At 61.6% G+C, this 24,973-nt stretch carries 24 protein-coding genes; 12 read left to right on the top strand and 12 right to left on the bottom strand.

The window, feature by feature from the left end; genetic code table 11:
* Positions 1-49: 49 nt before the first annotated feature.
* From E8L03_RS07525 to E8L03_RS07510, 4 genes are all read right to left on the bottom strand, one after another.
* Entirely contained in the window at positions 50-1,330 is a 1,281-nt protein-coding gene (locus E8L03_RS07525) for a TRAP transporter large permease (protein WP_144233844.1), read from the bottom strand.
* Positions 1,327-1,956: a TRAP transporter small permease gene (locus E8L03_RS07520; protein ID WP_171266986.1), complete on the bottom strand. Its 630-nt coding sequence runs from the start codon at positions 1,954-1,956 to the stop codon at positions 1,327-1,329. Before E8L03_RS07520 ends, E8L03_RS07525 begins: the two co-directional genes overlap by 4 nt.
* 76 nt (positions 1,957-2,032) lie before the next feature.
* A complete protein-coding gene (locus E8L03_RS07515; RefSeq protein ID WP_144233846.1) occupies positions 2,033-3,121 on the bottom strand; it encodes a DctP family TRAP transporter solute-binding subunit in 1,089 nt (362 codons plus the stop codon).
* A 403-nt stretch (positions 3,122-3,524) separates the two neighbouring features.
* Positions 3,525-4,517 (bottom strand): lysylphosphatidylglycerol synthase transmembrane domain-containing protein, encoded by a 993-nt coding sequence (locus E8L03_RS07510; RefSeq protein WP_167512320.1) that lies wholly within the window; start codon positions 4,515-4,517, stop codon positions 3,525-3,527.
* A 350-nt stretch (positions 4,518-4,867) separates the two neighbouring features.
* On the opposite strand from E8L03_RS07510, the gene E8L03_RS07505 reads away from it, so the two are divergent.
* From E8L03_RS07505 to E8L03_RS07495, 3 genes are all read left to right on the top strand, one after another.
* Positions 4,868-5,551: a Crp/Fnr family transcriptional regulator gene (locus E8L03_RS07505; RefSeq protein WP_171266985.1), complete on the top strand. Its 684-nt coding sequence runs from the start codon at positions 4,868-4,870 to the stop codon at positions 5,549-5,551.
* Positions 5,552-5,689: 138 nt separating this feature from the next.
* Positions 5,690-7,576: an anaerobic carbon-monoxide dehydrogenase catalytic subunit gene (gene cooS, locus E8L03_RS07500; protein ID WP_171266984.1), complete on the top strand. Its 1,887-nt coding sequence runs from the start codon at positions 5,690-5,692 to the stop codon at positions 7,574-7,576.
* A gap of 252 nt (positions 7,577-7,828) precedes the next feature.
* Entirely contained in the window at positions 7,829-8,605 is a 777-nt protein-coding gene (locus tag E8L03_RS07495) for an ATP-binding protein (RefSeq protein ID WP_171266983.1), read from the top strand.
* A 138-nt stretch (positions 8,606-8,743) separates the two neighbouring features.
* Here the strand turns inward: E8L03_RS07495 and E8L03_RS07490 are convergent, their stop codons facing one another.
* Positions 8,744-9,094, bottom strand: coding sequence for an HU family DNA-binding protein (locus tag E8L03_RS07490; RefSeq protein WP_144233851.1), 351 nt, complete (start codon positions 9,092-9,094; stop codon positions 8,744-8,746).
* A 418-nt stretch (positions 9,095-9,512) separates the two neighbouring features.
* On the opposite strand from E8L03_RS07490, the gene E8L03_RS07485 reads away from it, so the two are divergent.
* A complete protein-coding gene (locus E8L03_RS07485) occupies positions 9,513-9,692 on the top strand; it encodes a ferredoxin (RefSeq protein WP_171266982.1) in 180 nt (59 codons plus the stop codon).
* A 315-nt stretch (positions 9,693-10,007) separates the two neighbouring features.
* Here the strand turns inward: E8L03_RS07485 and E8L03_RS07480 are convergent, their stop codons facing one another.
* The 3 genes from E8L03_RS07480 to E8L03_RS07470 form a co-directional block, all read right to left on the bottom strand.
* Positions 10,008-10,172: an FmdB family zinc ribbon protein gene (locus tag E8L03_RS07480; RefSeq protein WP_144233853.1), complete on the bottom strand. Its 165-nt coding sequence runs from the start codon at positions 10,170-10,172 to the stop codon at positions 10,008-10,010.
* A 40-nt stretch (positions 10,173-10,212) separates the two neighbouring features.
* Complete coding sequence (locus tag E8L03_RS07475) at positions 10,213-10,632, bottom strand: universal stress protein (RefSeq protein ID WP_144233854.1); 420 nt, start codon at positions 10,630-10,632, stop codon at positions 10,213-10,215.
* 220 nt (positions 10,633-10,852) lie between these two features.
* Complete coding sequence (locus E8L03_RS07470; protein ID WP_144233855.1) at positions 10,853-11,401, bottom strand: HdeD family acid-resistance protein; 549 nt, start codon at positions 11,399-11,401, stop codon at positions 10,853-10,855.
* Between the two features lie 428 nt (positions 11,402-11,829).
* Between E8L03_RS07470 and E8L03_RS07465 the strand changes: the two genes are divergently transcribed.
* Entirely contained in the window at positions 11,830-12,852 is a 1,023-nt protein-coding gene (locus E8L03_RS07465) for an ADP-ribosylglycohydrolase family protein (RefSeq protein ID WP_171266981.1), read from the top strand.
* A 312-nt stretch (positions 12,853-13,164) separates the two neighbouring features.
* On the opposite strand, the gene E8L03_RS07460 is transcribed toward E8L03_RS07465, so the two are convergent.
* Positions 13,165-14,079, bottom strand: a complete 915-nt coding sequence (locus E8L03_RS07460) for a LysR substrate-binding domain-containing protein (protein ID WP_216367954.1) — start codon at positions 14,077-14,079, stop codon at positions 13,165-13,167.
* Between the two features lie 130 nt (positions 14,080-14,209).
* On the opposite strand from E8L03_RS07460, the gene E8L03_RS07455 reads away from it, so the two are divergent.
* Both E8L03_RS07455 and E8L03_RS07450 read left to right on the top strand, forming a co-directional pair.
* Positions 14,210-14,569 (top strand): YjiS-like domain-containing protein, encoded by a 360-nt coding sequence (locus E8L03_RS07455; protein ID WP_171266980.1) that lies wholly within the window; start codon positions 14,210-14,212, stop codon positions 14,567-14,569.
* Positions 14,570-15,092: 523 nt separating this feature from the next.
* Positions 15,093-17,066 carry a methyl-accepting chemotaxis protein gene (locus E8L03_RS07450; RefSeq protein ID WP_171266979.1) on the top strand — a complete coding sequence of 658 codons (1,974 nt, stop codon included), beginning with the start codon at positions 15,093-15,095 and terminating at the stop codon, positions 17,064-17,066.
* A 162-nt stretch (positions 17,067-17,228) separates the two neighbouring features.
* On the opposite strand, the gene E8L03_RS07445 is transcribed toward E8L03_RS07450, so the two are convergent.
* From E8L03_RS07445 to E8L03_RS07435, 3 genes are all read right to left on the bottom strand, one after another.
* Positions 17,229-18,128, bottom strand: coding sequence for a TIGR03943 family putative permease subunit (locus tag E8L03_RS07445; RefSeq protein WP_171266978.1), 900 nt, complete (start codon positions 18,126-18,128; stop codon positions 17,229-17,231).
* 1 nt (position 18,129) lies between these two features.
* Positions 18,130-19,047 (bottom strand): permease, encoded by a 918-nt coding sequence (locus tag E8L03_RS07440; protein WP_171266977.1) that lies wholly within the window; start codon positions 19,045-19,047, stop codon positions 18,130-18,132.
* Between the two features lie 160 nt (positions 19,048-19,207).
* Complete coding sequence (locus E8L03_RS07435; RefSeq protein ID WP_144233862.1) at positions 19,208-20,746, bottom strand: sigma-54 interaction domain-containing protein; 1,539 nt, start codon at positions 20,744-20,746, stop codon at positions 19,208-19,210.
* A gap of 131 nt (positions 20,747-20,877) precedes the next feature.
* On the opposite strand from E8L03_RS07435, the gene E8L03_RS07430 reads away from it, so the two are divergent.
* The 5 genes from E8L03_RS07430 to E8L03_RS07410 all read left to right on the top strand — a co-directional run bounded on the left by E8L03_RS07430 (position 20,878) and on the right by E8L03_RS07410 (position 24,887).
* On the top strand, positions 20,878-21,039 hold the full coding sequence (locus E8L03_RS07430) for a hypothetical protein (RefSeq protein WP_153307158.1): 162 nt from the start codon (positions 20,878-20,880) through the stop codon (positions 21,037-21,039).
* Between the two features lie 58 nt (positions 21,040-21,097).
* Positions 21,098-22,333 (top strand): nickel-dependent malate racemase, LarAH5 family, encoded by a 1,236-nt coding sequence (gene larAH5, locus E8L03_RS07425; RefSeq protein ID WP_235896492.1) that lies wholly within the window; start codon positions 21,098-21,100, stop codon positions 22,331-22,333.
* 43 nt (positions 22,334-22,376) lie between these two features.
* Entirely contained in the window at positions 22,377-22,655 is a 279-nt protein-coding gene (locus E8L03_RS07420) for a UxaA family hydrolase (protein WP_144233864.1), read from the top strand.
* A gap of 4 nt (positions 22,656-22,659) precedes the next feature.
* Positions 22,660-23,823, top strand: coding sequence for a UxaA family hydrolase (locus E8L03_RS07415; protein WP_171266976.1), 1,164 nt, complete (start codon positions 22,660-22,662; stop codon positions 23,821-23,823).
* A 113-nt stretch (positions 23,824-23,936) separates the two neighbouring features.
* Entirely contained in the window at positions 23,937-24,887 is a 951-nt protein-coding gene (locus tag E8L03_RS07410) for a Bug family tripartite tricarboxylate transporter substrate binding protein (protein ID WP_144233866.1), read from the top strand.
* Positions 24,888-24,973: the final 86 nt, after the last annotated feature.

The following is a 24,973-nucleotide window of genomic DNA, read 5'->3' as shown; positions in this document are numbered from 1 at the left end:
ACCTATGGAAGAAACGCATGAAGCAATGGATGTTTTCACGAGATTGCCTTTACATGTAGCCAAAGAGACGCGGCAGGAACAGGATCAGTCCGGGGAAGTACGTTGCCAACAGCAACACGCCGAACTCAATGAATAAAAATGGCACGACAGCGCGCGTCACCCGCTGCAGACTGAGGCCGGTGACGCCGCAGACCACGAACAGACAGACCCCGAGCGGCGGCGTGAGCAGGCCCACCACGATGTTCAGCACCATGATCAGCCCGAAGTGCAGGGGATCGATGCCCACCTGGGTGGTGACGGCCAGCAGGGTGGGGGCCAGGATGATGATGGCCGCGCCGCCTTCCAGGAACATGCCGATGAACACGAGGAAGGCGTTGATGAGCAGCAAGATGAGGTACGGGTTTTCGGTGAGGCTGAGGAGCATGTGCGCGATGCGTCCCGGCACCTGCTCCGCCGTGAGCACCCAGGCGAAGATGTTGGCCATGCCGATGATCAGGAGCAGCACCGAGGTGGTGACGCCGCTGTTGATGAGCACGTCGACGAACTTCCTGAGGTCCAGCTCGCGGTAGACGAACACGCCCAGGAGCGCGGAGTAGAGCACGGCCACGGCCGCGGCCTCGGTGGGGGTGAACACGCCGCCCAGAATGCCGCCCAGGATGACCACAGGAGCCAGCAGCGCCGGGCCGGCGCTCAGCAGCTCGCGCATCACGCGTTCCTTGGTGACGGGCTCGGTCTCCCTTGGATAGTTGCGGCGGATGGCCACGAAGTAGCTGTAGGCGATCATGGCGAAGCCCAGCATCAGGCCTGGTATGATGCCGGCAGCGAACAGCCCGCCGATGGACAGGCCCGTGGTGACGCCCATGATGACCATGAAGATGGACGGCGGAATGATGGGCCCCATGGTGGAGGACGCCGCGGTGACCGCCGCGCTGAAGCCAGGGCCGTAGCCTTTGCGCACCATGCCCGGCACCATGATGGAGCCGATGGCCGCCGCGTCGGCCACTGCCGAGCCGCTGATGCCGCCGAAAAACATGGAGGCGACCACGTTGGTCTGGGCCAGGCCGCCGGGAACGCGGCCCACCAGCATGCTCGCGAAGTTGATGAGCCGCTGGGTGGTGCCGCCCTGGTTCATGAGCTCGCCGGCCAGCACGAAGAACGGCACGGCCATGAGCGGGAAGGAGTTCATGCCCTGGAAGAAGCGCTGGGCCAGGAGGATGAACGGGGTATCCATGACCGTGAGGCCGGAGAGGGCGGAAAGGCCCAGGCACAGCGCCACGGGCACACCGAGGAACAGGGTGAGGATGAAGACGACGGCGACGATGGCGATCATGAGTTCGCCCCCGATTTCGTAGCCTCCGCCGTATCGGCGGTCCCGTTCTCCTGCTCTTCGCGGGCGCAGGCGGCAATGGTGTCCAGATCCACCAGGGAGGACGTGGCGATGTTGGCGGTGGAGCCTGCCGGCGTGGGGCAGCGGTCGTGCAGGAAGTCGCCCAGCACGTCCAGCACCATCATGGTCATGCCCACCGGGACGGCCAGATAGGGGTAGATCATGGGCAGATCAAACGCCGGGGAGACCTGGAACCGGCTGCGGTAGGCAAGCTGCCAGCCCTGCCAGGCCAGGAGCGCCAGAAAGCTGATGGTGGTGAGCTGCACCACCGGAGCGATGAAGCGGTCGTATACGCCGACGGGCAGGCGTTCCACCACGAAGCGCACGCCGATGTGCCGGCCGCGTCGGAAGGCGATAACGCTGCCGAACATGGCCATCCAGATCATGATGAAGCGGGCTATCTCCTCGCTCCATGGAAATGGGGCGTAAATAACAAACCGGAAGAAGACCTGCAGCAGAATGATGATGGTCATGGCGATGCCAGTGACCACAATGAGCGCGCCGCAGAGCTTGACCTGCCAGTTGGCAAGCAGGTTGATGCTGTACGATAGGGGGCGGAGCCAAGGCATTGTCTTTGACCTGAAGGGGCCGGCCGCACTGGCGACCGGCCCCGGATAGAGTGCGTATGAAACGGCGGCAGCCGGGCTACTTTTGGGCCTCGGCCAGCGCCTTGTTGGCGGTGTCGATGTATTCCTGGACGATGGCGTCTTCCTTGCCGGCCACGGTGGCTTCCGCCTCGGCGGCGGCCTTCAGCGCGGCGTCGACCCACTCGTCGCCGATTTTCTCGCGGATGTACTTCAGTCCGGCGGGCTGGGCGATGTCGCGGAACTTCGTGAGATCCTCGGCGGTGGGATGGTAAATCTCCATGCCCTGGTCCGCAAGATTTTTAAGCGCTTCGCCGTTGGCCTCCTGGTTGAAGGCGCAGTGGGCGATGGCGAACTGCTTGGACGCCTCGTCCAGGGCCTTCTTCTGGGTGTCGGACAGGCCCTGGTAGAAGGATTCGTTCACGAACACGAAGAGCGGGTTGTACAGGTGGCCGTCCAGCACCATGTAGTCCTGGACCTCATAGAACTTCATGTCGTGGATCAGGGCGATGGGGCATTCCATGGCGTCCACCACGCCCTGCTGCAACGCCATGTACAGCTCGCTGAAGGCGATGGGGGTCGGGTCGGCGCCCATGGCCTGAACCATGGCCATGTGGGCCGGGTTCTGCATGGTGCGGACCTTCAGACCCTTGAGGTCGGCCGGCACGTGGATCGGATTCTTCTTGTTAGTGAAATGGCGGAAGCCGTTCTCGGTAATGGCCAGAATGCGCACGCCGGTCTTCTTCACGAACTCGTCCTTGAACTTCTGCATGAAGTCGGAGTTGAAGAACTCCCAGGCCGCGGCGTTGCTGGAGAAGAGGTAGGGGATGTCGAAGACCATCACCTCGGGGAAGAAGCCGGGTACGGGGCCGCCGGAAAGGGTGGCCATTTCGATGGTGCCGATCTGGACGCCTTCCAGGGCTTCGCGCTCGGCGCCGAGCTGGCTGGCGTGGTAGAAGGTAGGATCGAGCTCGCCGTTGCTCATGGTCTTGGCGACGTTCATGAAGATCTGGCCGGCCTTGACAGTGCGGTTGCCGGGCTTGTCCGGACCGGAGTTGGCGATGCGGATGGCGACCGGGTCCGCAAAAGCGGAGGACGACAGCGCCACGGCAAGGAGCACGGCGGCAAACACGGTGAGAAGTCGTTTCATGGAGGAGTCTCCCTGTACAAGATTGTTAATGTTGCAAGGTGTAGTGGGTCGGATTACACACTTTTGTTAAAATTCGTCAACAAGACACAGCAGCATCAGTCATATGCAGCTTACATTCCAAATAATGGGCGGTTCGACGCGGGATCGTCACAAAAGCGCGGCCAGTCCGTCAAGGCGTTTTGGGGGTTTCAGAAGTGTTGCGGGACAGCGGGAGTACATATGCCGCCGTTGCTGTCTGGCTCGGCGTGGAGGCGGCTAGCTCCTGAAGAATCGGTGCTTGAACAGCTCGGTGCTCAGCACGCACGCGCCTACAATGCCGGCCAGGGTGGGGGGAAGGGGGTCCATGGCCGGGCGGCATTCCTACCAGATCAAAGCGTTCTCCGGAGTCGGTCTCCGGAAGGCGTCATGTCTTGTGTCCATGCGTGCGCCTCCAACCCATCTCGCGGTGGGCGAACCACATGCCCGGCAGCATGGGCAGCCAGAAGGTGAAGCCGCGCAGCAGCAGCGTTGCCGTGAGCCCGGCGTCCAGCGGCACGCCAAAGATGTGCAGCATGGCCACGCACCCGCCTTCGAAGCTGCCCAGGCCGCCGGGGGAGATGGTCAGTGTGGCCACCACCGATGCCATGACAAAGCTGGCAAAGGCCTGGGGGATGCCCAGGTGCAGGCCCAGGGCCTTGAGCATGATCCACAAAGTCAGGCCGTCGAGGATAATGACGGACGCCTGCAGCAAAGAGACGGTGATGAAGAGCCGGCGGTTGCGGATCAGGTCGGAGGAGGCTTCGCCCAGGGCCTGGAGCAGGAGCGGCACGCCGGGCAGGCGCGTTACGAACTTCGGCAGCTTGTGCCCCGGATGGCGACGTATCCAGAAAACAACGCCCGGCACAATGATTGCTACCGCGCCGAAGGCCACGGCCATGCCCAACAGCAGATCGTTCATGTCCCCGGCCACGAACAGCACGATCAGCGCCGCGCCCACCATCAGGGCGTATCCCGTATAATAGGACACCATCACCAGCAGGAAGATGCCCAGGCACACGGCGCGCTCCACGCCGCGGTTGCCCAGGGCGTGCACCATGAGCAATGCGCCGCTCACCCCGCCCAAGGGCACGGCCTGGTCGGTGAAGAGCTTGGCCAGACCGAGCTGCACGAACTCCAGAAGCGGAACACGCTTTCCCTGGCTGGAGAGCGCCACCCGCCACGCCAGCGCGGAGTCCAGATAGGTGGTCACCTGCAGACCCACGGCCGCGCAGATCCACTTGGCGTCCATATTGGTGAGCAGTTGGATGAAGCGGCGCTCACTGGAGTAGCCCACGGCGAGGACGATGACGCCGAGAAACAGAACCACCGCTCCAATGAGCGGATAGAACTTCCGAAGCGAGCCTTTAGCCGGGGGCATCGAGATATTCCCTCCAGAAGGTGGCGTAGCGCGAGCTTCCCGCCGGAGTAAGCTGCCGGCAGTTTCGCATGGGAGCACGGAGAACGAGACGACCCTGAGCCGCCCGAGTTTGCTATGTGGCGATAGTACACCCATTACTCGCAAAAGTGCATGGCGGAGCTGTGGAAAAGGGCGAATTCCATGGGGGAATTCATTGGGAGCAAGAGAACGCGGCGCGGGAACGAATCGAGAGGGCACGCGGGTTGCCGGGCCGGATTTACAAGAAGGGTGTCAGGCAGTATTTTATCATACTTGTCCGCACCAGGAATCGGAGTGATCCCCAACCCTTTTCGCGCACATACGAGGAGTCCATGCGTTTTTCGGAAATCGATCTCCTGGCAGAGCTGGAGCGTCCCGAACATGCCGTGCTGCGCGAGCTTTTCCATGCGCGCTCCCTGCCTGCCGGCGCTCTCCTGTATAGCCCGGACTCCCACGAGAATCTGGTCTTCGTGATCCGTTCCGGCGTGGTCCGGGTGTTCCTTTCGTGCGAGCGCAAGGAGTTCACCCTGGCCATTCTGGGCCCCGGCGACATCTACGCCACCCACAGCGGCACCTATGTGGAGGCCATGGACCAGCCCGTGGAACTGCTGGTCACGCCGGTGAACGAGGTGAGCCGCCGGCTGGTGGACGTGCCGGAGTTCACCAAGACCATGGTTCGCGTGCTGGGGCAAATGCTCAGCAACTCCTTCGAAACCATCCGCAGCCTGGCGTTCCAGAGCTCGTCCGAGCGGCTGGCCCAGCTTCTGCTCGCCCAGTCGCGCGCCGAGCGCCTGAGCCATGGCGAGGCCAACGGCGTGGAGATCCGTCTGGGCCTGACCATGCAGCAGGTGGCCGACGCCGTGGGCGCCTCGCGCCAGACCGTCTCGACCCTGATCACCGAGTTTGCCCGGCAGGGCCTTCTGGAAAAGCGCGGCCGCGGCGTCTTTTTCCTGCCGGATCTGGACGGATTGCGTTGCGCCGCTGGCCTTGTGGAGTTTTGCCCCACGGAAAAGTGAAAAAAGTGTCGCGAAGTGTCGGGCATGCGACAAACACGATAGCCGAAACCACGTATCGTCCCCATTGACGAGGAAAGAACGGACACGGAATGCGTTTTTCACACCGGAATGACGCAACGTGAAACGCGGGAGGTACGTATGGCAAAGGAAAAACGGGGCATCGACGATCTGACTCTGTGGGATGACGCCAAGGCCATGATCCGCAAGGCGGAGGCCGAGGGCATCCAGACCGTCTGGGACCGCCTCGAAGGACAGACCCCCCATTGCAAGTTTTGCGAAACTGGCCTGACCTGCAAGAAATGCGTCATGGGTCCGTGCCGGATCAAGCCGGACAGCGAAAAGAAGGCCCACGGCGTATGCGGCGCCGACGCCGACCTGACCGTGGCGCGCAACTTCGGCCGGTTCGTGGCCGCCGGCGCTGCCTCGCACTCGGACCACGGGCGTGACCTGGTCGAGACCCTGGCCGCCATCGGAGCCGGCGAGACCACAGACTACGTTATCAAAGACAGCGACAAGCTGCGGCGCATCGCCGGCGAGGTAGGCCTCAGCACGGACGACAAGGACGACAAGGCCATCGCGGCCGAGCTGGCCGCGCTCTTCACCCGCGACTATGGCTTCGGCTCCAATAAGCGGCTTTCCTTTGCCGCGCGCGTGCCGGAAAAACGCCGCGAGCTCTGGGAAAAGGTGGGCATCGCCCCCCGCGGCGTGGACTGGGAAGTGGTGGAGATGATGCACCGTACCCACATGGGCGTGGACAGCGACGCGGTGAGCATCTGCCTGCACGCGGCGCGCACTTCCCTGTCCGATGGCTGGGGCGGCTCCATGATCGCCACCGAGATCTCGGACATCGTCTTCGGCACGCCCAAGCCGGGCATGACCGAGGTGAACCTGGGCGTGCTTAAAAAGGACCACGTGAACATCCTGGTCCATGGCCACAGCCCCATCGTCTCCGAGATGCTGCTCGCCTCGGCCCGCGACGAGACGTTCATCCAGGCGGCCAAGTCCGCCGGCGCGGCAGGCATCAACGTGGCCGGGCTCTGCTGCACGGGCAACGAGCTGCTCATGCGCCAGGGCGTGCCCATGGCCGGCAACCACCTGATGACCGAGCTGACCATCGTGACCGGCGCCGTGGACCTGATGCTGGTGGACTACCAGTGCATCATGCCCAGCCTGGTGACCATCTCGCACTGCTACCACACCAAGTTCGTCTCCACCTCCAACAAGGCGCACTTCACCGGCGCGGAGCACGTGGAGTTCAACTACAAGAATGCTCGCGAGAAGGCGGACCAGGTTGTGCGCATGGCCATCGAGGCCTTCACCGAGCGCGACCAGAGCCGCGTGCAGATTCCCCAGGGACCCATGCAGATGATGACCGGCTTCTCCAACGAGGCCATCCTGGGCGCTCTGGGCGGCACGCCCGACCCGCTCATCGAGGCGATCAAGGCCGGCTCCGTGCGCGGCGCCGTGGGCATCGTGGGCTGCAACAACCCCAAGCTGAAGCAGGACTACGTGCACACAAACCTGGCCAAGGAGCTCATCAAGCGCGACATCCTGGTGCTCTGCACCGGCTGCGCCACCTCGGCCCTGGGCAAGGCCGGCCTGCTCATGCCGGAAGCCGCGTCCCAGGCCGGCGACGGGCTCAAGGCCGTGTGCGAATCCCTGGGCATTCCGCCGGTGCTGCACGTGGGCAGCTGCGTGGACAACGCACGCATCATCCACCTCTGCGCCGTGCTGGCCAACGCCCTGGGCGTGGACATCGCCGACCTGCCCGTGGCCGCCAGCGCGCCGGAGTGGTACTCGGAAAAGGCGGCCGCCATCGGCCTGTACGCCGTGGCCAGCGGCATCTTTACCCACCTGGGCCTGCCGCCGCACATCACCGGCAGCGAGACCGTCACCAACCTCGCCCTGGGCGGCCTGGACGACGTGGTGGGCGCGCACTTCATCGTGGAGCCCGACCCCTTCAAGGCGGCTGAGCAGATCGATGCGCGCATCCAGGCCAAGCGCACCGGCCTGGGGCTGACGTAGGAGGCTCTCTGGCAGTTGAGGGGCGCTGCCCTTCAACCCCGCAAGGGGCCCAGGCCCCTTGACCCCTTTCTGGGTCTCCTGGACCCGTTACGGGTCCAGGGAGCTAAGCTCCCTGGCGGGGTGCACGAGGGGCAGCGCCCCTCGGTGGCTGGTTCCCCCGGCCGCCGGAGGCATAAGGCTTTGAGCTGCCAAAGGCGTGTCTTTGTACAATCGCCGAAGGCACAACCATATGGACAGCAGCAAGGAGAGCTCATGAAGATCGCGTTCGCCGGAAAGGGCGGCGTGGGCAAGACGACACTGGCGGCGTGGGTGTCGGACTATCTGGCGCGTCAGGGCGCGCACGTCTGGATGCTCGACGCTGACACGGCATTGTCCCTGGGACAGGCCTCGGGCCTGCTGTCGGCATCGCTGCCGGCGCCGCTGGTCACCCGCGAGGACCTGGTGCGGGAGCGCATCGGTCAGGGGCTTCTCGCCATCTCGGCGCAGGTGGACGACTTGCCGGAGAGCCTGGCCGTGGACGCGCCCGTGTCCGGCGGCAATGGCTCCGGCAGCAAGAAGCTGCTGGTGATGGGCACGGTGGCCGCGGCCGGAAGCGGCTGCGCCTGCGCGGCCAATGCACTGCTCAAGGCGCTGCTGGCGCACCTTTTTCTGGAGCGCAACGACTACGTGGTGGTGGATCTGGAGGCCGGGGTGGAGCACCTGGGCCGCGGCGCCATCGAGGGCGTGGACGGCCTGGTGGTGGTCAGCGAGCCCAGCTTCCGCGGTCTGGAAACGGCCGCCTCCATCAGCCGGCTGGCCGGCGAGCTGGGGCTCGACAACCAGGTGCTCGTCTTGAACCGCGTGGCTTCGGCCCCGGCGTCACTGGCTGTTGAGGGCTTGCCGGACCGCGTCGTGACCTTCCCGCCCATGCAGGGTCTGGTGGAGCGCCAGCTCGAATCGCCGTCCGTGCTCGACCTGCCGGAGCAGGAGGATATCGATGCGCGGGTGGGGTCGCTGTTCGCAATGCTGGAGGAAGGCCGGCGGAAGTAGGGCCATCATTCGCAGAGGCTTGTGGGCGGTTGCGGGGCGTCGTTGCCCTGCCTGCCGGAGCGAGCCGCACTGTATACGATACGAAAGCCGGCGCCCCATCCAGGACGCCGGCCTTTTCTGCTGGTGGTTCGGGGGCGGCTACTCGTTGACCGCATCCTCCAGGGCGCGGGTGGGGGTGAAGACCACGTGCTTGCGGCCGCCGGCCGGGTCCACGCGGAACTCGCCCAGGCCTTCGAGCTCAATCACGTCGCTGTTCTTGAGCACGTTGGTGATGACGGCCTTCATGGCGTCGAACACCATGTAGGCGTCGGCCTCGTCGCTCAGCTTGTCCGGAAAGGCGTAGGCCAGGCTCTTGACCAGAGTCTTGGTGTACCCCGTGGGCAGCTTGGTCACGCGTTCATTGGCGGCGTCGGTGTCCATGGGGGTGATTTTGCAATCCTTATCCTGGCAGCCTGCGTAGCAAACACCGGGGAAATCCTGATTGGCCATGTCGTTCTCCTTGGTCCGTTTGGTGAGCGCTTATACATGTTCCTGAGCGGGCACTCCCTTCCGGCTCGGGAATTGAAACCCTGTAATAATATCCGGCCTGTAGATTTAGGGTCAACGTAACGGCGCCTTATCTGGCCCAGCTTACCCGAAAAACACTTGCGACCTTGCAGCGGCTTTAGTGCCATAGTGTATGAGTATTGCGCTGTGTACTCCGCCGTGTTTGCTCAGGAAGACTGATATTGGTTTGGGGTCTGCGCGATGCAGACAGCGTTGATGGGCAGGTGCTTTTCGGCGCCGCCGTCAAATGGCGAAGCGAGAGCCCGGCCGTATGGCCGGATAGAGGAGGAGGGGAGCCAGAGCGCCGAAGCCAGGGTTCGTGGCCCCCGGCCGTATTCACGTCATACAAAAGGAGCGGATCATGGCGATTGTTATCGACGCAGATGCGTGCATGGCGTGTGAATCGTGTGTGGAGCTTTGCCCGGAGGTGTTTGCAATGAACGACGACGGAGATCTGGCTGTGGTGCTTGATCCCAATTCCACGGCGGATTGCGCAGAGGAAGCCATGGAGGCGTGCCCGGCCGAGGCGATCAGCATGTAGCTGGTAGAAGTCATCTCAACAATAGAAGTTTTGGCTTGTGGCAAGGAAGGCGAGTTCCACGCGGAGGGAGCATATCCAATAATATTCGACCTTCGTGTGGGCGAGCCTGACGCTGCCACGGGGCGAAAGAGCATTTTTGAGAAGGCTTCTAAAAAAACAGGGGGCGCGGTGCGTATCGCGTCCCCTTGCATTGGGTTTCTCCTGCTCTGGAGAGGCTCGCCCTCCGGGAAGGCCGTTTGGCTGCTCTGCGAATGGCCGCAGTCCAGTTTCGCCGCCAATCGCGGCGTCAATCCCGTCGATATCTGCGCACGATGCTCAACTCTTCTTGGTCGTTATCGTATGGATGTGCGACACGATGCGTTTCACGTCCTTTGATTTGCACTTGGGACACGGCATCTTGCGCTTCTCCATCTCCGCCACCGTCAGAATCTCGGTGAACACGGCGCCGCATTCATTGCACAGGTACTCGTACATGGGCATGGAAACAGCCTCCTTGCCATGAGCCCCGACACAGTCTTGGTCAGCGGACCACAAGCACGGAACAGGGGGCGTGGGAAACCACCTTGGCGGCCGTGCTGCCCACCAGGAAACGCTCGATGGCGGAAACGCCCTTGTGCCCCACCACGATCATGTCGACATTGGTCTTTTCCGCATCTTCCACAATGGCCGCCGCCGGCGAGTAGCTTTCCCGTACCATCGTATCCACGGTCACGCCCTTGTCCTTGGCCTGCTGCTCGGCCTGCTTCATGAGCTTCTTGGCATTTGCGTGGACGCTGTCCACCACGGAAGGTGGCATCTCTCCGGCGCCCATGAAGTACGGAGAGAAGTTGACCACGGTCATTACGGACAGCTTGGCGTTCTCCGTGCGTGCAAGATCAATGGCCTTGTCCAGAACATGCTTTGCGAAATCAGAGTTGTCGATTGCAGCCAGGATTTTCATGTCAAACCCCCTTTGAGTTGATGGGTGCTGGGAACAAACCGCCTATGGTAAAGTGATAGGACCATCACATGGGGGCGTAAAGGGTATGTATCAGTGATGGGGACAATCTTTTGATGTGATTTAATTATTGGGTGTTATAGGCAAAAGGGCGCGCCGTATCGGACGGGAATCGATGCGGCGCGCCCTTGAAATGGCGGGAAACGATAGGCGAGGCAGAAGGTCAGCTGCGGTTGCGCAGGCGCATGCCCAGATAGAAAACGATGACGCCACCGGCCAGGGCGTAAAAGGCGATGATCCAGACGATGGCTGTGATGCCGGCGCGCGGCCAGGCCAGAAGCAGCACGCCGAAGAGCATGGACAACAACCCGCTGAGGCCTACGGCCCAGCGCGGCGCGTTGAGGGCCAGCATTCCGGTGCGGGAGCGTTCCACCGGGCTGAAGGCGTCCATCAGCTGGGCGAAACCGGTGATCAGCGCCCAGATGGCCACGGCCGTGATCAGCACGAGGCTGGAGAAGCCGGGCGCAAAGAGCAGCATCAGACCGAGCAGCACGCCGGCCACGCCCTCGATGACCACAAGACCGTGCCCCATGCCCTGGCGGCGCCGGGTCCATGCGGTCCACAGGGCCAGGACGCCGTCCACCAAAGCGTACGCGCCCACCAGAAGAAGCAGCAGCAACAGACCGATGCCGGGCCAGAGCAGGGCGAAAAGGCCGAGAAGAATGGCGGCGGCGCCGCGAATCATGAGGATTGAGCCGGGGTTGGAGTTCATATCGTATCTCCCAGAGCTGTTTGAACGTATCGTTGTATGGTATCGTAACGCCTGAGGGCGGCCGGGGAGCGAAACCCACGGGCGAGCATTCCAATAAATACGTATATCATGGCGGGGATATCGCCGTCCATGCAATGGTCATCCTGACCTTCTGCAATATCCTGCAAAGCACCGGGTCATGATCGAGCACCATGCTGCACGCGCGCATCGATGCAAATGCATCGCCTTTATCTACCCATCGCCACGGCGGAGCGCTGCTGCGATAAACAACGGCAGGGAGTTGCGTGGCGCTGCTCCCGTGTATGTTGAGACGACCCGTCGCCGGCGGCCGGATGTCGATGCGCAATTGATGCGAGGTGGAACGGCCAGGCGGCGAAAATGATTGGATGATTACACGCTGCCCGAATGCAGCGACAAGGAGATTGCACATGTCCGTGAGCCGCAAGGAACGCATCGCCGGAACCATCATGGGCTCGCTTATCGGCGACGCCCTGGGCGTTGGCCCGCACTGGTACTACGATCTCGACACGTTACGGCAGGACTACGGCGACTGGATCGACGGTTATACGGAGCCCAAGCAGGGGCGCTACCACGCGGGGCTGAAGGCGGGCGAAAGCTCGCAGACCGGCCAGGTGACCGCCATGCTTCTGGAGTCCGTGGCCGAGAAGGGCGGGTATGACGAGGACGACTTCACCGGTCGGGTGGATTCGTTGCTCGAAATCCTGGATGGTACGGCCAAGGGGGGCCGCTACACAGACCAGGCCATGCGCGAGGTGTGGCACGCGCGGATCAAGGTGAACAAGCCGTGGCGGCAGTCCGGCAGTCTGGCGAGCACGGCCGAGGCCGCGATCCGCGTGCCTGTGCTGGCCGGACGCTACGCCGGGGATATGGGCGCCTGCTACGATGCGATCACAGCCAACGTGATCCTCACCCACCGCGCCGCCGAGACGGCGGGCCGGTCCGTGGCCTTTGGCCTGCTGGTCCATGCGCTGGTTAACGGCGCATCGATGCCGGACGCCAAGCAACATGTGATGAACGGGCTGCGCGATGCCGGCAAGTCCCTGGCCATGCCGGTTCCGGCAGAGACCGTCGAGTACGGCTTCATCGACGACGTGCTCAATGTCACCTGGATCAGCGAGTGCGCAAAGGACCCGGCCATCGCCATCGAGCCGGCGTGGAAAGCGGCGCGGCTATACGGCCTGGCCTGCCCGTTGGCATCGCTCATGCCGGCGGCCGTCTACTTTGCCGCCCGGTTCGAGGGCGACTTCGAATCCGCCGTGCTCCACGCCGTCAACAGCGGTGGCAACAACATGGCGCGCGCCGCTCTGACCGGCGCCATGTCCGGTGCTGTGGTCGGATTGGGCGGGATTCCGGAACGGTTCATCGACGGGCTCCACGACAGCCGGCAGCTCCTGACGCTGGCGGAGCAGGTGGCCGAGGCGGCGGAATGATATCGCTAATGCAGCTCAATAGGTTGAGATAGGAGGAAAAGATTGGCTACATATCGTCAAATACAGGATTGGGTTCGGCAGAATTATGGTCAGGGGGTAAAGACCTGTTGGGTTGCACATGTGAAGGAAATGCACGGGTTGGCGCCAGTCAATTCGAACCGGACGCACCCTTGCCCAACGGGTAGGGTCTCTCAAATAGAGGCGGCTTTTCGGCACTTTGGGATGATATAATGGAGCAAGGGCGTGACCCTGCAAGTACAAGTAAAACAGAGCCCTTCACGATTTAGCGCTGCATTTCGCGCGCAAACAACCCTACACGCTGCAGATGGAGGCGGCCGCCATGGCCTGAATGTCCGGTGGCTCTGACGTGGCAATACTCTGGCCGCGGAAGCCTTCGGTCACGTGCTCGGTCAGGCAGTCCACCACCTCGGAGCGCGACTCCGGGTTGCGGTGCAGGTTCACGCTGGCTGTGGGCAGCAGGGGGAAGCCCTCTTCCTCCCGGAGCACGCGTGCGCCGGGCGGTAGGGAGTGCACGCCGATGGGCGCCACGGCGAGGCCGGCGCTCACGGCAGCCTGGATGGCGTTGATGGAGGCGCTGGAGTAGGCAATGCGGTACTCGCGGCGGATGGCCCGGAGGGCGTTGGTGGCCCAGTGCCGGAAGAGGCAGCCCTGCTGGAACACGGCCAGGGGCACGGGCGTCTGCTCGTGGACGATGTGATGCGCCGAGGTGGCCCAGACCAGAGGCTCGTAGCCGATGACCCTGCCTGGGTCTGAGGAGCCGGTGCACGAGGCCACCACCAGGTCCAGCTCGCCACGGGCGAGAGCCGGGAGCAGCGCGGAGCTGGGTTCGCAGCGCACCTCCACCTGGACAAAGGGAAAGGCCTCCGAGAAGCGGGCCAGGATCTTGGGCAAAAAGTACATGGCATAGTCATCCGGCGCGCCCAGGCGCACCAGCCCGGTCATGTCCGGCTGGGCCAGCGCGGCGTAGACTTCCTCATGGGCGTGGAGGATGCGCCGGGCGTGGGGCAGCAGCGTCTCGCCGTGCGCGGACAGACGGATGTTCCGGCCCTGGCGCACAAAGAGCTCGCGGCCCAGCTCCTCCTCAAGCCGCTTGATCTGCTGGCTCACGGCGGATTGCGTGCGGTTCACCGCCTCGGCGGCCTTGGTGAAGCCACCGGCGTCGGCCACGGCCACGAATGTCTGGAGCAGATCCACGGGAAGTCCCATCATCATCTCCGCTAATGGTAATCATAAAATCAATTCGTTTGTCTTATCTGGCTGAGTGCATCAGCATATCCCCCATGTCAAGCGGGAATTGACCCGCCTGGTCAACCGTCTTGGACAACGGGAGGACGTCATGATGATCATCTGGGGTTTCGCGAATGTGCTCGGCGTATTGGGGCGTATCGTGGTTTTCTTGGCTATGCTGCCCGTGCGGATGGTGGCGCAGGCATCCACCTGGCGGCGAAACGCCATGTACTTGCACGAATTGGAGCGGATGGACCCACGGCTACTCAAGGATATCGGCTACAGGCGTGACGAGGTTGTTGCGGCCATCCGGGAAGGCCGGCAGGCGCGGATGCTGACGGATCAGGAGCGGCTGGAGGAGGCCCGACAGATGCGGCTGGCCAGAGAACGCAGACAGCAGAACCCCAGAGCGGAGACGCCTGAGCGGCATTTGAAGATAGCATGCAAAGGCTGCCGCGAAAGCGGCTAGTCTGGGAGTGCGAAACTATTATTCAGAAGCACGTCATTGGCGTGCTTTTTTTTACGTGGCAGGGCAGGGCGCTGCCGGTCTTTCTGTCGCCGTGCACGTGGCCGGCGCTTCGCCGCATGGAGTGACTCCGCTTCGAGATATCGCAGACGATGGTACGTTGAACGCCTTTTCGCCTGATTGCAGACTTCAGGCGGCGGGTGGTGCGATACGAGTATCGTTTCGAGAACTTCCTGGCGTTCGTCCAGCTCGGGTGCATCGCTATCCGACTGAGGCCTCTGGAGATGGCCTCTGGCCGAACATGTTGCTATGCGCCTGGATTACCAACCGAAATTATACTCAATCGTGGCGATATATCTTCGCTGCCCATATAGACATTTCATATGCCACCTATAATCTGTGCGCATTTGTTTGTTTTATTCGCCATATACATCGATATTGGTATAGAAGTATGGTATGCATAGCTTGATCGTATTCAGTGCGAGCCATCCTTAACCATCGCCCATAATCGATGACGAGAAGATGTATGACTATCAAACAAAAGCTATACCTAATCGGTGGAATCGCTTTGACTGCTCTGGTTGCCATTTTCGTAGTGACCTTTACCGGCATCCGCCTCATCGAAAAGGCCGTGTCCGCCAGCGAAAATTCGTTGAGTGCCGAAGTAGGCATGTTGCAGGCCAGGCGCTACGAAAAAAATTTCATTGAACGCAGGAGGTTGGAGTATATCGACCAGGTGCAGCATCACGTAGCCCAGGCACAGGCACAGCTGGAAGCCATAGCTGCACGGGAGAGTGATTATGGTGAAAAAGCGACCGAAGCCGGCGCCTTGCTCGAATCATATCTCGAACATTTCATGAGTGCCGCGAAAGCTGTGGAAACCTTGGGGCTGGATGAGAACAAAGGCTTGCGCGGCACTCTGCGAGATGCGGTCCACCAGGTCGAGGAAGCCGTTTCGGAACGTAACGATAACGAGCTCTTGGCAGATATGCTCATGCTCCGCCGCCGAGAAAAAGATTATATTATTCGCGGAGACCCGGAGTATCTCAACAAATTCGAAAAGGATCTCGGCGCCATGCGGGCCGATATCCAAGTATCCGGCACCCTGGACACCGTAACTAAAACCCGGGTGAATGGACTTCTGGATACATATGCAGAGGCTTTCAGCGCTTATGTTGCTGAAGCTGAGCAACTGAAGAAGAGCCGCCTGAGTCTGAGCGAGACCACAGCGACGCTTGAGCCCCTGCTGAACGAACTGGCGGCTTTCTTTACGAACAAAGCCAGTACGTTGCAGGATTTCCTGTTCAACACCATGCTCATTGTGGAAAGCTTTGCGGCTTTGTTTCTGATTGTAGGCATTGTATCCACAATCCGCTCCATAATGCGCCCCCTGCAAAGCCTGCAACGCTGCACCCATGATGTGGCCAATGGCCACCACGAGGCCTGTTTGGAGTTTTCATTCACTGGTGAGCTGGAATCGTTGCGCCATTCCGTTGCGTCCATGGTCACGGACCTTAAGAACAGCATGGATAAAGCACAGGCCCAGAGCGACGAGGCTCAGCGCCAGACGCTCCATGCGCAGGATGCCATGCAGGAAGCGCAAACCGAAAAAGAAAATGTGGCCCGCCTTGTGGAGAAGATGGCTGGGGTGGCACAGCGCGCCTCCATCATTGCCGGCAATCTGGCAGAAGCTGCGGATGAACTTTCTTCCCAGGCAGAGGCCATGTCCAGCGGGACGGAGCTGCAACAGTCGCGCATCAGCGAAACAGCTACGGCCATGGAAGAGATGAACGCCACCGTTCTGGAGGTAGCACGCAATGCGGGCAGTGCGGCACAAGGCGCTGACAGCGCCAGAGATCTTGCCACAGAGGGCTCCCAGATCGTTTCGGATGTTGTTACCGCATCCGACGAGGTGATGCAGATAACAGACACCATGAAGACAAGCCTTTCTGAGCTGGGGAATCAGGCCGAGCAGATAGGAGCCATCCTGAGCGTTATTTCCGATATTGCCGACCAGACCAATCTGCTGGCGCTCAACGCCGCCATCGAGGCGGCGCGGGCTGGCGAAGAGGGCCGCGGCTTTGCCGTGGTGGCCGACGAAGTACGCAAGCTGGCGGAAAAAACCATGCGCGCGACAGAAGAGGTGGGCGCATCCATTGCTGGAATCCAGCACGGCGCGACCACGAATATAGACTCCATGGACACGGCGTTCGCCGCTGTAAGTCGAAGCTCAGAACTGGCGAATCAGGCCGGGGAAGCATTGAAACGAATTCTGCATACCGTGGTCAGCACGGCCGATCAGGTCCGATCCATTGCCACGGCGGCCGAGGAACAATCAGCAGCCAGCGAGGAAATCAATAGCGCCACGGAGGAGATCAGTGGCATTTCCCGGAGCACAACGCAGAGCGTGGAGCGATCAACCGAGGCGATCGAGAATGTCACGGCCCTGGCCAGCGAGCTGCACGAGGTCATCCAGGAGCTCAACGAAGCCTCGCGATAAACGCCGCACCCTATGGCGCCAGGAGCTGTCTCAAAAACAGGGATTTAAGATTGTTGTAAGAAAGGCGGGCTCCGCACGGAGGGAGTATCTCCAATGATATTCGACCGTCGCGTGGGGGCGATTCTGATCCTGCCACGGGGCGAAAGAGCATTTTCAGAGGTCCTAATAGACGTAGGGCTCCTTGCCACGAAGCTCAAACAGGAACGGCATGCCCGGCACAGGACCGGGTTCAACGCGCGCAGCGCTGATGGCGAACTTGTCGCCATGAATGGCGGTGAACGCGCCGGGTATGGCGATCGGCAGCGTCTTCGGCAGTGTCTTGGCAGGCGCGAGCGTTCCGGCTGCATGCACCCATTGGCCCTGGGTGTAGCTCTGCGGGTCATCCACATCGACCAGATAGGCGACGCCTGTGGCGTCCGCGAAACAGCACACGATGAATAGCCGGGTGACGGCGATGTAGCCTGCCTCGTCCAGCTCCGGGGTTCGCGCCACAAGCCCTTGCACCGAGTACGCGCCGCCCGGCTCCAGGCGGTTTTCCTGCTCGGCGAGGATCAGCTCCGCGATGTTGGTCTTGATGTACTCGACCCCGTCCATGGTGAACCGCGATCCGTTTTCTTCCTCCGTCACATCGAAGGTTGGCGCCGGTACGTCAGCGCCTGGATTGGCCGGAAACGCGCCGCCTAGTCCAAACGTATCGGGTGGATTTTCCGCATTGGCCATGGCTTGCGCGTCACCGGGCGGCTGGGAGAACGGCTCGAATGAATCGCTGCTGGTTATGCCGGAAGGAGGGACGTCGAACAACGGGTTTGGCAGGGTGACGGCCAGTCCGGCAAGAACGAGGAAGACTGCGAGGCTGGCGATCTCGCTTGCTTTTGGCGTGCGCGTACGATGCAGCAAACCGGCAAGGCTGAGCAGGGCGACGATTGCGCCGGCCGTGAATGTCAGCCACGAGTACTTCGGGTTGAAGAAATGCCAGTACATGGGGGACGTGGCCAACACGAGCATGAACGCCCCGGCCAAGGCCAGGAGGCATGCTTCCAGAAGTCGGACGAGCGAGGCCATGTCACCAGCCCCCCAGGGCCAGGAAGTACGCGAGCACGAAAACCACGACCAACGGCACAACGGTGAGAGCGATGGCGATCCGGCGGTTGAAGACAGCCAGGAACATCGGCACGAGCTTGAGGTCCACCATGGGGCCGATGGCCATGAACGCGACCTGGGAGGTCAAAGGGAAGCCAGCCAGGGACGCCGCCACAAAGGCATCGGCCTCCGAGCAGACCGAGAGCAGGATGGCGAGCGCCATGAGCCCGCCGATGGCCAGGAACGTGTTGTCCGAGATGTACGTGAGTATTGCCGGCGGCAGGAATGTCTTGAATGCGGAGGCCACGACCGCGCCCAGAACCAGGAACCGGGCCATGGAAACGAACTCCGCAGCCGTGTGGAGGAAAATGTCCTTGAGTCGGTTTCCCGAGGCGTGGCTGCAGCAACCACAACCACAGCCGTGGTCGTGCTCCCCGCAACCGTGGTCCAATGGCAGTGCACCCTGCCGCAGAACCAGATGCCCTGGCAGGTTGCCCAATGCCAGCCCGAGACCGGCAGCCGGCACAATGACCAGCAGAATCCGGAGCAGTACAACGGTTACATCACCCTGAAATGCGTAGAGGGTCGATGCGATAACCACCGGGTTCACCACAGGCGCGGCCATCATATAGGGCAGGGCGGTCCGGGGTGGAACGCCTTTCTGAAGTAGCCGCCGGGCGATGGGCACGATGCCGCATTCGCATGTGGGCAGAATCATGCCGGCAAAGAGTCCCACGGCGACCTGGCCCACGGCGTTCCGTGGGAGGAGGCGGGCAAGGGCTTCATCCGGAACCATGACCTCGATGATCGCGCCCAGGAGCGATCCCAGCAGGAGGAACGGCGCGGCCTCGATGACAATGGCCGTGGCCGTTATGGAAAAAAGAGCGAGGTCTTCAGCCATGAGGGTGCTTGTATTCCTGAAGGCGCTGGCCCGCAACGGTCGGGGACGAGCACACACCTGACACGGCAATGAGCGCGGGATGCGACGACCGAGATCGTGCTTTTCGGCACAAGTCAAAAGATGCAATCATAGGAACCAGTTCAGAGATAAACGCAGCGGATCAAGCGCCTGCCACGGCGGTTTCAACGCCATGCTTTTTCATGCGGTACTGCAGGGTGGAGCGGGGAATGCCCAGAAGTTTTGCCGCGCCGCAGGGTCCGCCCACCTTCCCGCCGGCCAGGGCCAAGGCCTTTTCGATGTGCCGTTTTTCCATCTCGGCCAGGGAAGGGAAGCGGCACAGCGAGTTTTCCTCGGTCTGCTCGGGCTGCAGCATGCCCTCCACAATACCTGCGCCGATGGTTTTGCCCGGATGGAGGATGATCAATCGTTTCACCAGGTTCTTCAGCTCGCGCACGTTGCCGGGCCACGGGTAGTGGAGCAGTATCTCCACGGCCTCGGCGCTGAACTCCGGTGCAGGGCGGTTGAGGGAAACGGACTCTGCAGTCGACAGCCGGTCGAGTAACAGGGGGATGTCGTCATTGCGTTCCCGCAGCGGCGGGATGTGCAGGGAGAGGGTGTTCAACCTGTAAAAGAGGTCCTCGCGGAACTCGTCGTCGCGGATGGCCTGCTCCAGATCCTTGTTCGTGGCGGCGATGACCCTGAAATCCGCCTGGATGGGCTGGTTGTCGCCCACCCGCTCGAAGGTCCTGTCCTGGAGAACGTGCAGCAGCTTGGCCTGCTGCGGCAGGGGCAGGTCGCCAATCTCGTCCAGAAACAGCGTGCCCCCGGCGGCCATCTCGAACCGGCCCACACGCTTTGCGTGGGCGCCTGTGAATGCGCCTTTGGCATGGCCGAAGAGCTCGCTCTCAAACAGGGTGGAGGCCAGGCCGGGGCAGTTCACCTTGACGAACAAGCTGGACTGCCGCGGGCTGAGCGAGTGGATGTAGCGGGCCACGTAGTCCTTTCCTGTGCCGGTCTCCCCGGTGACGAGCACGGAGGCGTCCGTCTCCGAGATCATCTGTATCTGGCCCATAACGCTGCGCATGGCAGTGGATACGTAGAAGAAGCTCTCGGGATCGTAGATGTTCTCCGACTGCTTGAGGAGAAAGTCCTTTTGCAGCTGGAGCCTGCGGTTCAGGGCGGTCAGCTGGCTGTGGGCCAGCATGTTGTCCACGGCGATGGCCAACTGTCCGGAAAGTACATTGAGGAATCCAGCCAGCTCCTCCATGTGCTCCGGCGGCGTGCGGAAGGAGAGGTGCATGGAGCCCACCACGTTGCCGCGGGTGATGAGTGGGAACGCCATGGTCGCATTGAGGCCGGCGTTCACCATGGCCTGCACGGAAGGCCAGTAGGTGTGCTTGCGCAGGTCGGGTATGACCAGGGGCTCGCGCGAGCGGATCACTGTCTTGGCGATGGAGCCCTGGGCCAGGGGCCGGGAATCGCCCTCGATGGCCTCCGGGGTGATGCCCTCGGCCGTGGCGAAGTAGCTCAGTGATCCTTGGAACTCGTCGTAAAGATTGATGGAAAGGCGGTCGAACTCGAAGATCTTGCCGAGCTCACCGGCCAGGGCTTTGAAGAGGCTGTCACGGGTGGTTTGGTTGACCAGGGCGTTGTTGATGGTGAGCAGGACCTGATAGCGGGTGGCTGGATTGAGGTGCATTTGGTCGCCGAATATTGGGCACGTTTATTGTGCCGTTCTTGTTAAGTTTTTTTAATGCTCAAAACATACTATGCCGATGTGGAGTTGGGGAAAAAAGGGCTTATCCCAGCAACCACGGGTGTTACAACCGTATGACAGAAAAAAGACGCGATCAAGACCAATATTGGGCAAAATGCCCGGTATTGGGCACCGCGGCGATGCCGATTATTGGGCTCGGCGGAAAAAAAGCACTATATTTCAGCGAATTCGATGATTGTGAAAAAATGGCACATGCATTGCTCATAGAAAACTGAAACCAGCGAGGAATTCATGGATATCACGCTCAAATATGGCCATTCAAAAAAGACTTTAGTGTTCCCCGATCAAGCCGAGGTCGATGTTCTGGAACCGACCTCCCTCCCGTTGATCGAGGATCTGGCTGAGGCAATGGACGGCGCGCTCGACCGCCCGCTCCAGCTTCCCCGATTGGAAGAGCGCGCCGCCCCGGCCTCAGTCTCAATAGCCGTACCGGACGAGACTCGTCCGTTCCCCACCAAGACTCTCCTGCCGCTGCTTCTCGCGCGTCTGCACCGCGCCTATCCGTCGCTACGCCCCGAGGACGTGACCATCGTGGTCGGCGGCGGGCTGCATCCGCCTCACGACAGGGAGGCGCTGGAGCGCATCCTGCCCGAAGAGGTCCTGGCCGACTACACCGTCGTACCGCACGACGCCAAGCGGGCGCCCATGACGGACTACGGCAACACGAGCCGCGGCACGCCCGTGTTCGTCAACAAGGCCTTTGCCGACGGTGACATGAAGATCGTCATGGGCCTTCTGGACCCGCACCAGTTCGCCGGCTTTACGGGTGGAGCCAAGGGCATGGCTGTGGGCTGCGCCGGGGCCAAGACCATCCAGGGCAACCACGCTCTGATGTTCCACGAGAAGGCCCAGGCCGGCGTGCGCGAAGGCAACCCGGTGCGCGAGGACCTCAACGAGATGGGCCGCATGGCCGGGGTGTACCTGGCCGTGAACGTGGTCCTGGACAAGAACAAGCAGGTAGTTGGTCTGTGGGCTGGCAATCCCGAGGCCGTACTGGCTGCCGGCGCCGAGGTCTGCGCTTCGGTTTACGGCGTCACCATCGAGCATCAGTACGACATCGTCATCGCCTCCTGCGGCGGCCATCCCAAGGACATCTGCCTGTACCAGGCGCAAAAAGGGCTGAACCTCTCCTCGCGCGCGGCAGAGCCCGGCGGCAAGATTCTGCTGCTCGCATCCTGCGGCCAGGGGATCGGGGACGAGGACTACTTCGAGTATGTCTGTCGGTTCGACGAGCCTGTCGAGGTGTTTGAAGACTTCAAGCAGAACGGTTTTCGAATGGGCGCCCACAAGGCGTTCCTTTTCAGCCGGACACTGAACGCGTTCGAGGTGGCCGTGGCCACGGAGCTCGACCAATCGGTTCTGGGAAGCTGCATGATGACCAAAGCCGATCCGCAGGAGCGCATCGATAGCTGGCTGAAGTCGTTTGAAGGACGTGTTCGCGTGGGTGTGGTGCCCAATGCGAACGCTACGTACTTCACCCTCGCGTCCGGGGGCGGTTCCGGAGAATAGTCGTAACACGAGGGCCTTAAGAATTACTCAAACGGAGGTCAGGATGATTCAATTTCTCGTTCACGAGAAAGCCGATTCTGTTGGCGTGGCCACGGTGGACATCAAGGCTGGCGAGAGCGTCAAGGGCCTGTACATGGACACCCAGCAACCGACCGAGGTGCAGGCCAACGACGACATTCCACTTGGTCATAAGATTGCAATGGTCGACCACAATGCGGACGATGCCGTGATCAAGTACGGCCACGACATCGGCCGGGTCGTATCCTCCATCAAGAAGGGCGACCACGTGCACACCCAGAATCTCAAGACCAAGAGGTGGTAAGACTATGGGTCTTGGAAAAGTAAAAGGATACAGACGCGAGAATGGACGGGTGGGCATCCGCAACCATGTTGCGATTCTGCCCCTGGACGACCTTTCCAACGCAGCCAGCGAGGCCGTGGCCAACAATATCCACGGCACCATCGCGCTCCCCCATGCGTATGGTCGTCTGCAGTTCGGCGAAGACCTCATGCTTCTTTTCCGGACTCTCATCGGCATAGGCTCCAATCCCAACGTCGCCGCCGTCGTTGTCATCGGTATCGAGCCGGAGTGGACCTCTATCATCGTGGACGGCATCGCCGAGACCGGCAAGCCCGTGACCGGCTTCTCCATCGAGCGCAATGGCGACCACAAGACCATCATGGAAGCCTCCAAGAAGGCCAAAGAGTACGCACAGTGGGCCTCCGAGCTGCAGACCGAGGACGTGGACCTGTCCGAGGTCTGGGTCAGCGTGAAGTGTGGCGAGTCCGACACCACCTCCGGTCTTGCCTCCAACCCCACCGTGGGCGCCGCCATCGACAAACTGGTGGAAGCCGGCGCGACCTGCTGCTTCGGCGAGACCAGCGAGATCACCGGCGCAGAGATGGTGGCCAAGGAGCGCGCCGCCACCCCCGAGATCGGCGAGAAGTTCTATCAAACCTGGAAGGCGTACAACGATTTCATCAACGAGTACAAAACTGACGACCTGTCCGGCTCCCAGCCCACCAAGGGCAACATCAAGGGCGGCCTGACCACCATTGAGGAAAAGGCGTTCGGCAACTTGCAGAAGATCGGCAAGAAAGCCAGGTACGTCGGCGTATTGGAACCTGCCGAGGCTCCCACCGGCCCCGGCCTCTGGTTCATGGACTCGTCGTCCGCTGCGGCCGAGATGGTCACTTTGTGCGCAGCTGCCGGCTTCGTGGCCCATTTCTTCCCCACGGGGCAGGGCAACATCATCGGCAACCCCATCGAGCCGGTGATCAAGCTGACAGCCAACCCGAACACTGCTTCAGACATGAGCGAGCACATCGACTACGACTGCTCCGCCATCCTCCGCGGCGAGATGACCCTGGAGGAATCCGGCGACAATCTTCTCGATATGCTCCGTCGTACCTGCAACGGCCGTATGACTGCGCAGGAAGCTCTGAAACATCGGGAGTTCATTATGACCAAGCTCTACCGGAGCGCTTAAAAGTTTAGTAGTAAGTGCAGTTCCTCCAGCAGTCATTCGCCGGAGGAACTGCCTGCTTTATTGGGAAGTATGGCGGATTGCATCAAACCCTAGCCCATAGGAGAGAGTGGACCATGAAAAAACTCATAGTCATGGCCTTGGCATTCTCACTGGTGCTCGGTCTGGGCCTCATTGCTCATGCTGAGGATTATCCTTCCGAACCTATCACCTACACGATTCCCTTTAACCCGGGTGGTCAGTCCGACCTCGAGGCGCGCCGTCAGCAGCCGATGTTGGAAGACATTCTCGGCACCAGCGTCATCATTCAGTACAAGCCGGGCGGCGGCGGTTCCGTTGGTTGGGCGGAGCTCACCCGCTCCAAGCCGGACGGTTACACCATCGCCGGTATCAACGTGCCGCACATCGTGCTCCAGCCTCTGGCGCGCGGCAACGCGGGATTCGAGACCTCCCAGATCAAGCCCATCGCTTTCTTCCAGACCACTCCGATCGGGCTCGCCGTACTCAAGGATTCGCAGTTCAAGACTCTGGATGACCTGATCCAGTACGCCAAAGCCAACCCCGGCGCCGTGGTTACGGGCGGCTCCGGCACCTGGTCCGGTCACCACATCGCCAACCTGCAGCTGCAGGAAAAGGCCGGCATCGAGACCACGTACGTTCCCTACAAGGGCGCCGCGCCCGCAGTGGCCGCGTTCCTGGGCGGCCACGTTCAGGCTCTGTGGGGTAACTCCAACGACCTGTATCAGCACGCGGACAAGCTCCGTGTACTGGCCTTCGGCACCAAGGAGCCTTTCGCTCCCATGCCCGATGTCCCCACCTTTGAGTCGCTGGGCTACAACCTCTACGCTTCCATTGACCGTGGCGCCGGTGCCCCTCCCGGAACCCCGGATGAGAAGATCAAGGTGCTCCAGGACGCTTTCCTGAAGATCGCCAATGATCCCAAGGTGCAGGAGCAAATGCTCCGGGACGGCTTTGTCCCCATGGCCTTGGATGCGCAGCAAGCCGCTGAGTACATCCAGCAGAAGGTTGAAGACTGGAAGCCTGTTGTGGAGAAGTTCAAGAAGTAGAGTACCCGATAAAAGTCCGGCAGGGGGCCGTCCTGGTGGATGGCCCCTCCTGCCGGATATCTGCATGGAAAGTGAGATTCACTTCC

The sequence above is a fragment of the Oceanidesulfovibrio marinus genome, assembly GCF_013085545.1.
Taxonomy (GTDB): domain Bacteria; phylum Desulfobacterota; class Desulfovibrionia; order Desulfovibrionales; family Desulfovibrionaceae; genus Oceanidesulfovibrio; species Oceanidesulfovibrio marinus.
The sequence above is the reverse complement of the archived record's forward strand: the minus strand, read 5'-3'. Positions and strand labels throughout refer to the sequence as shown.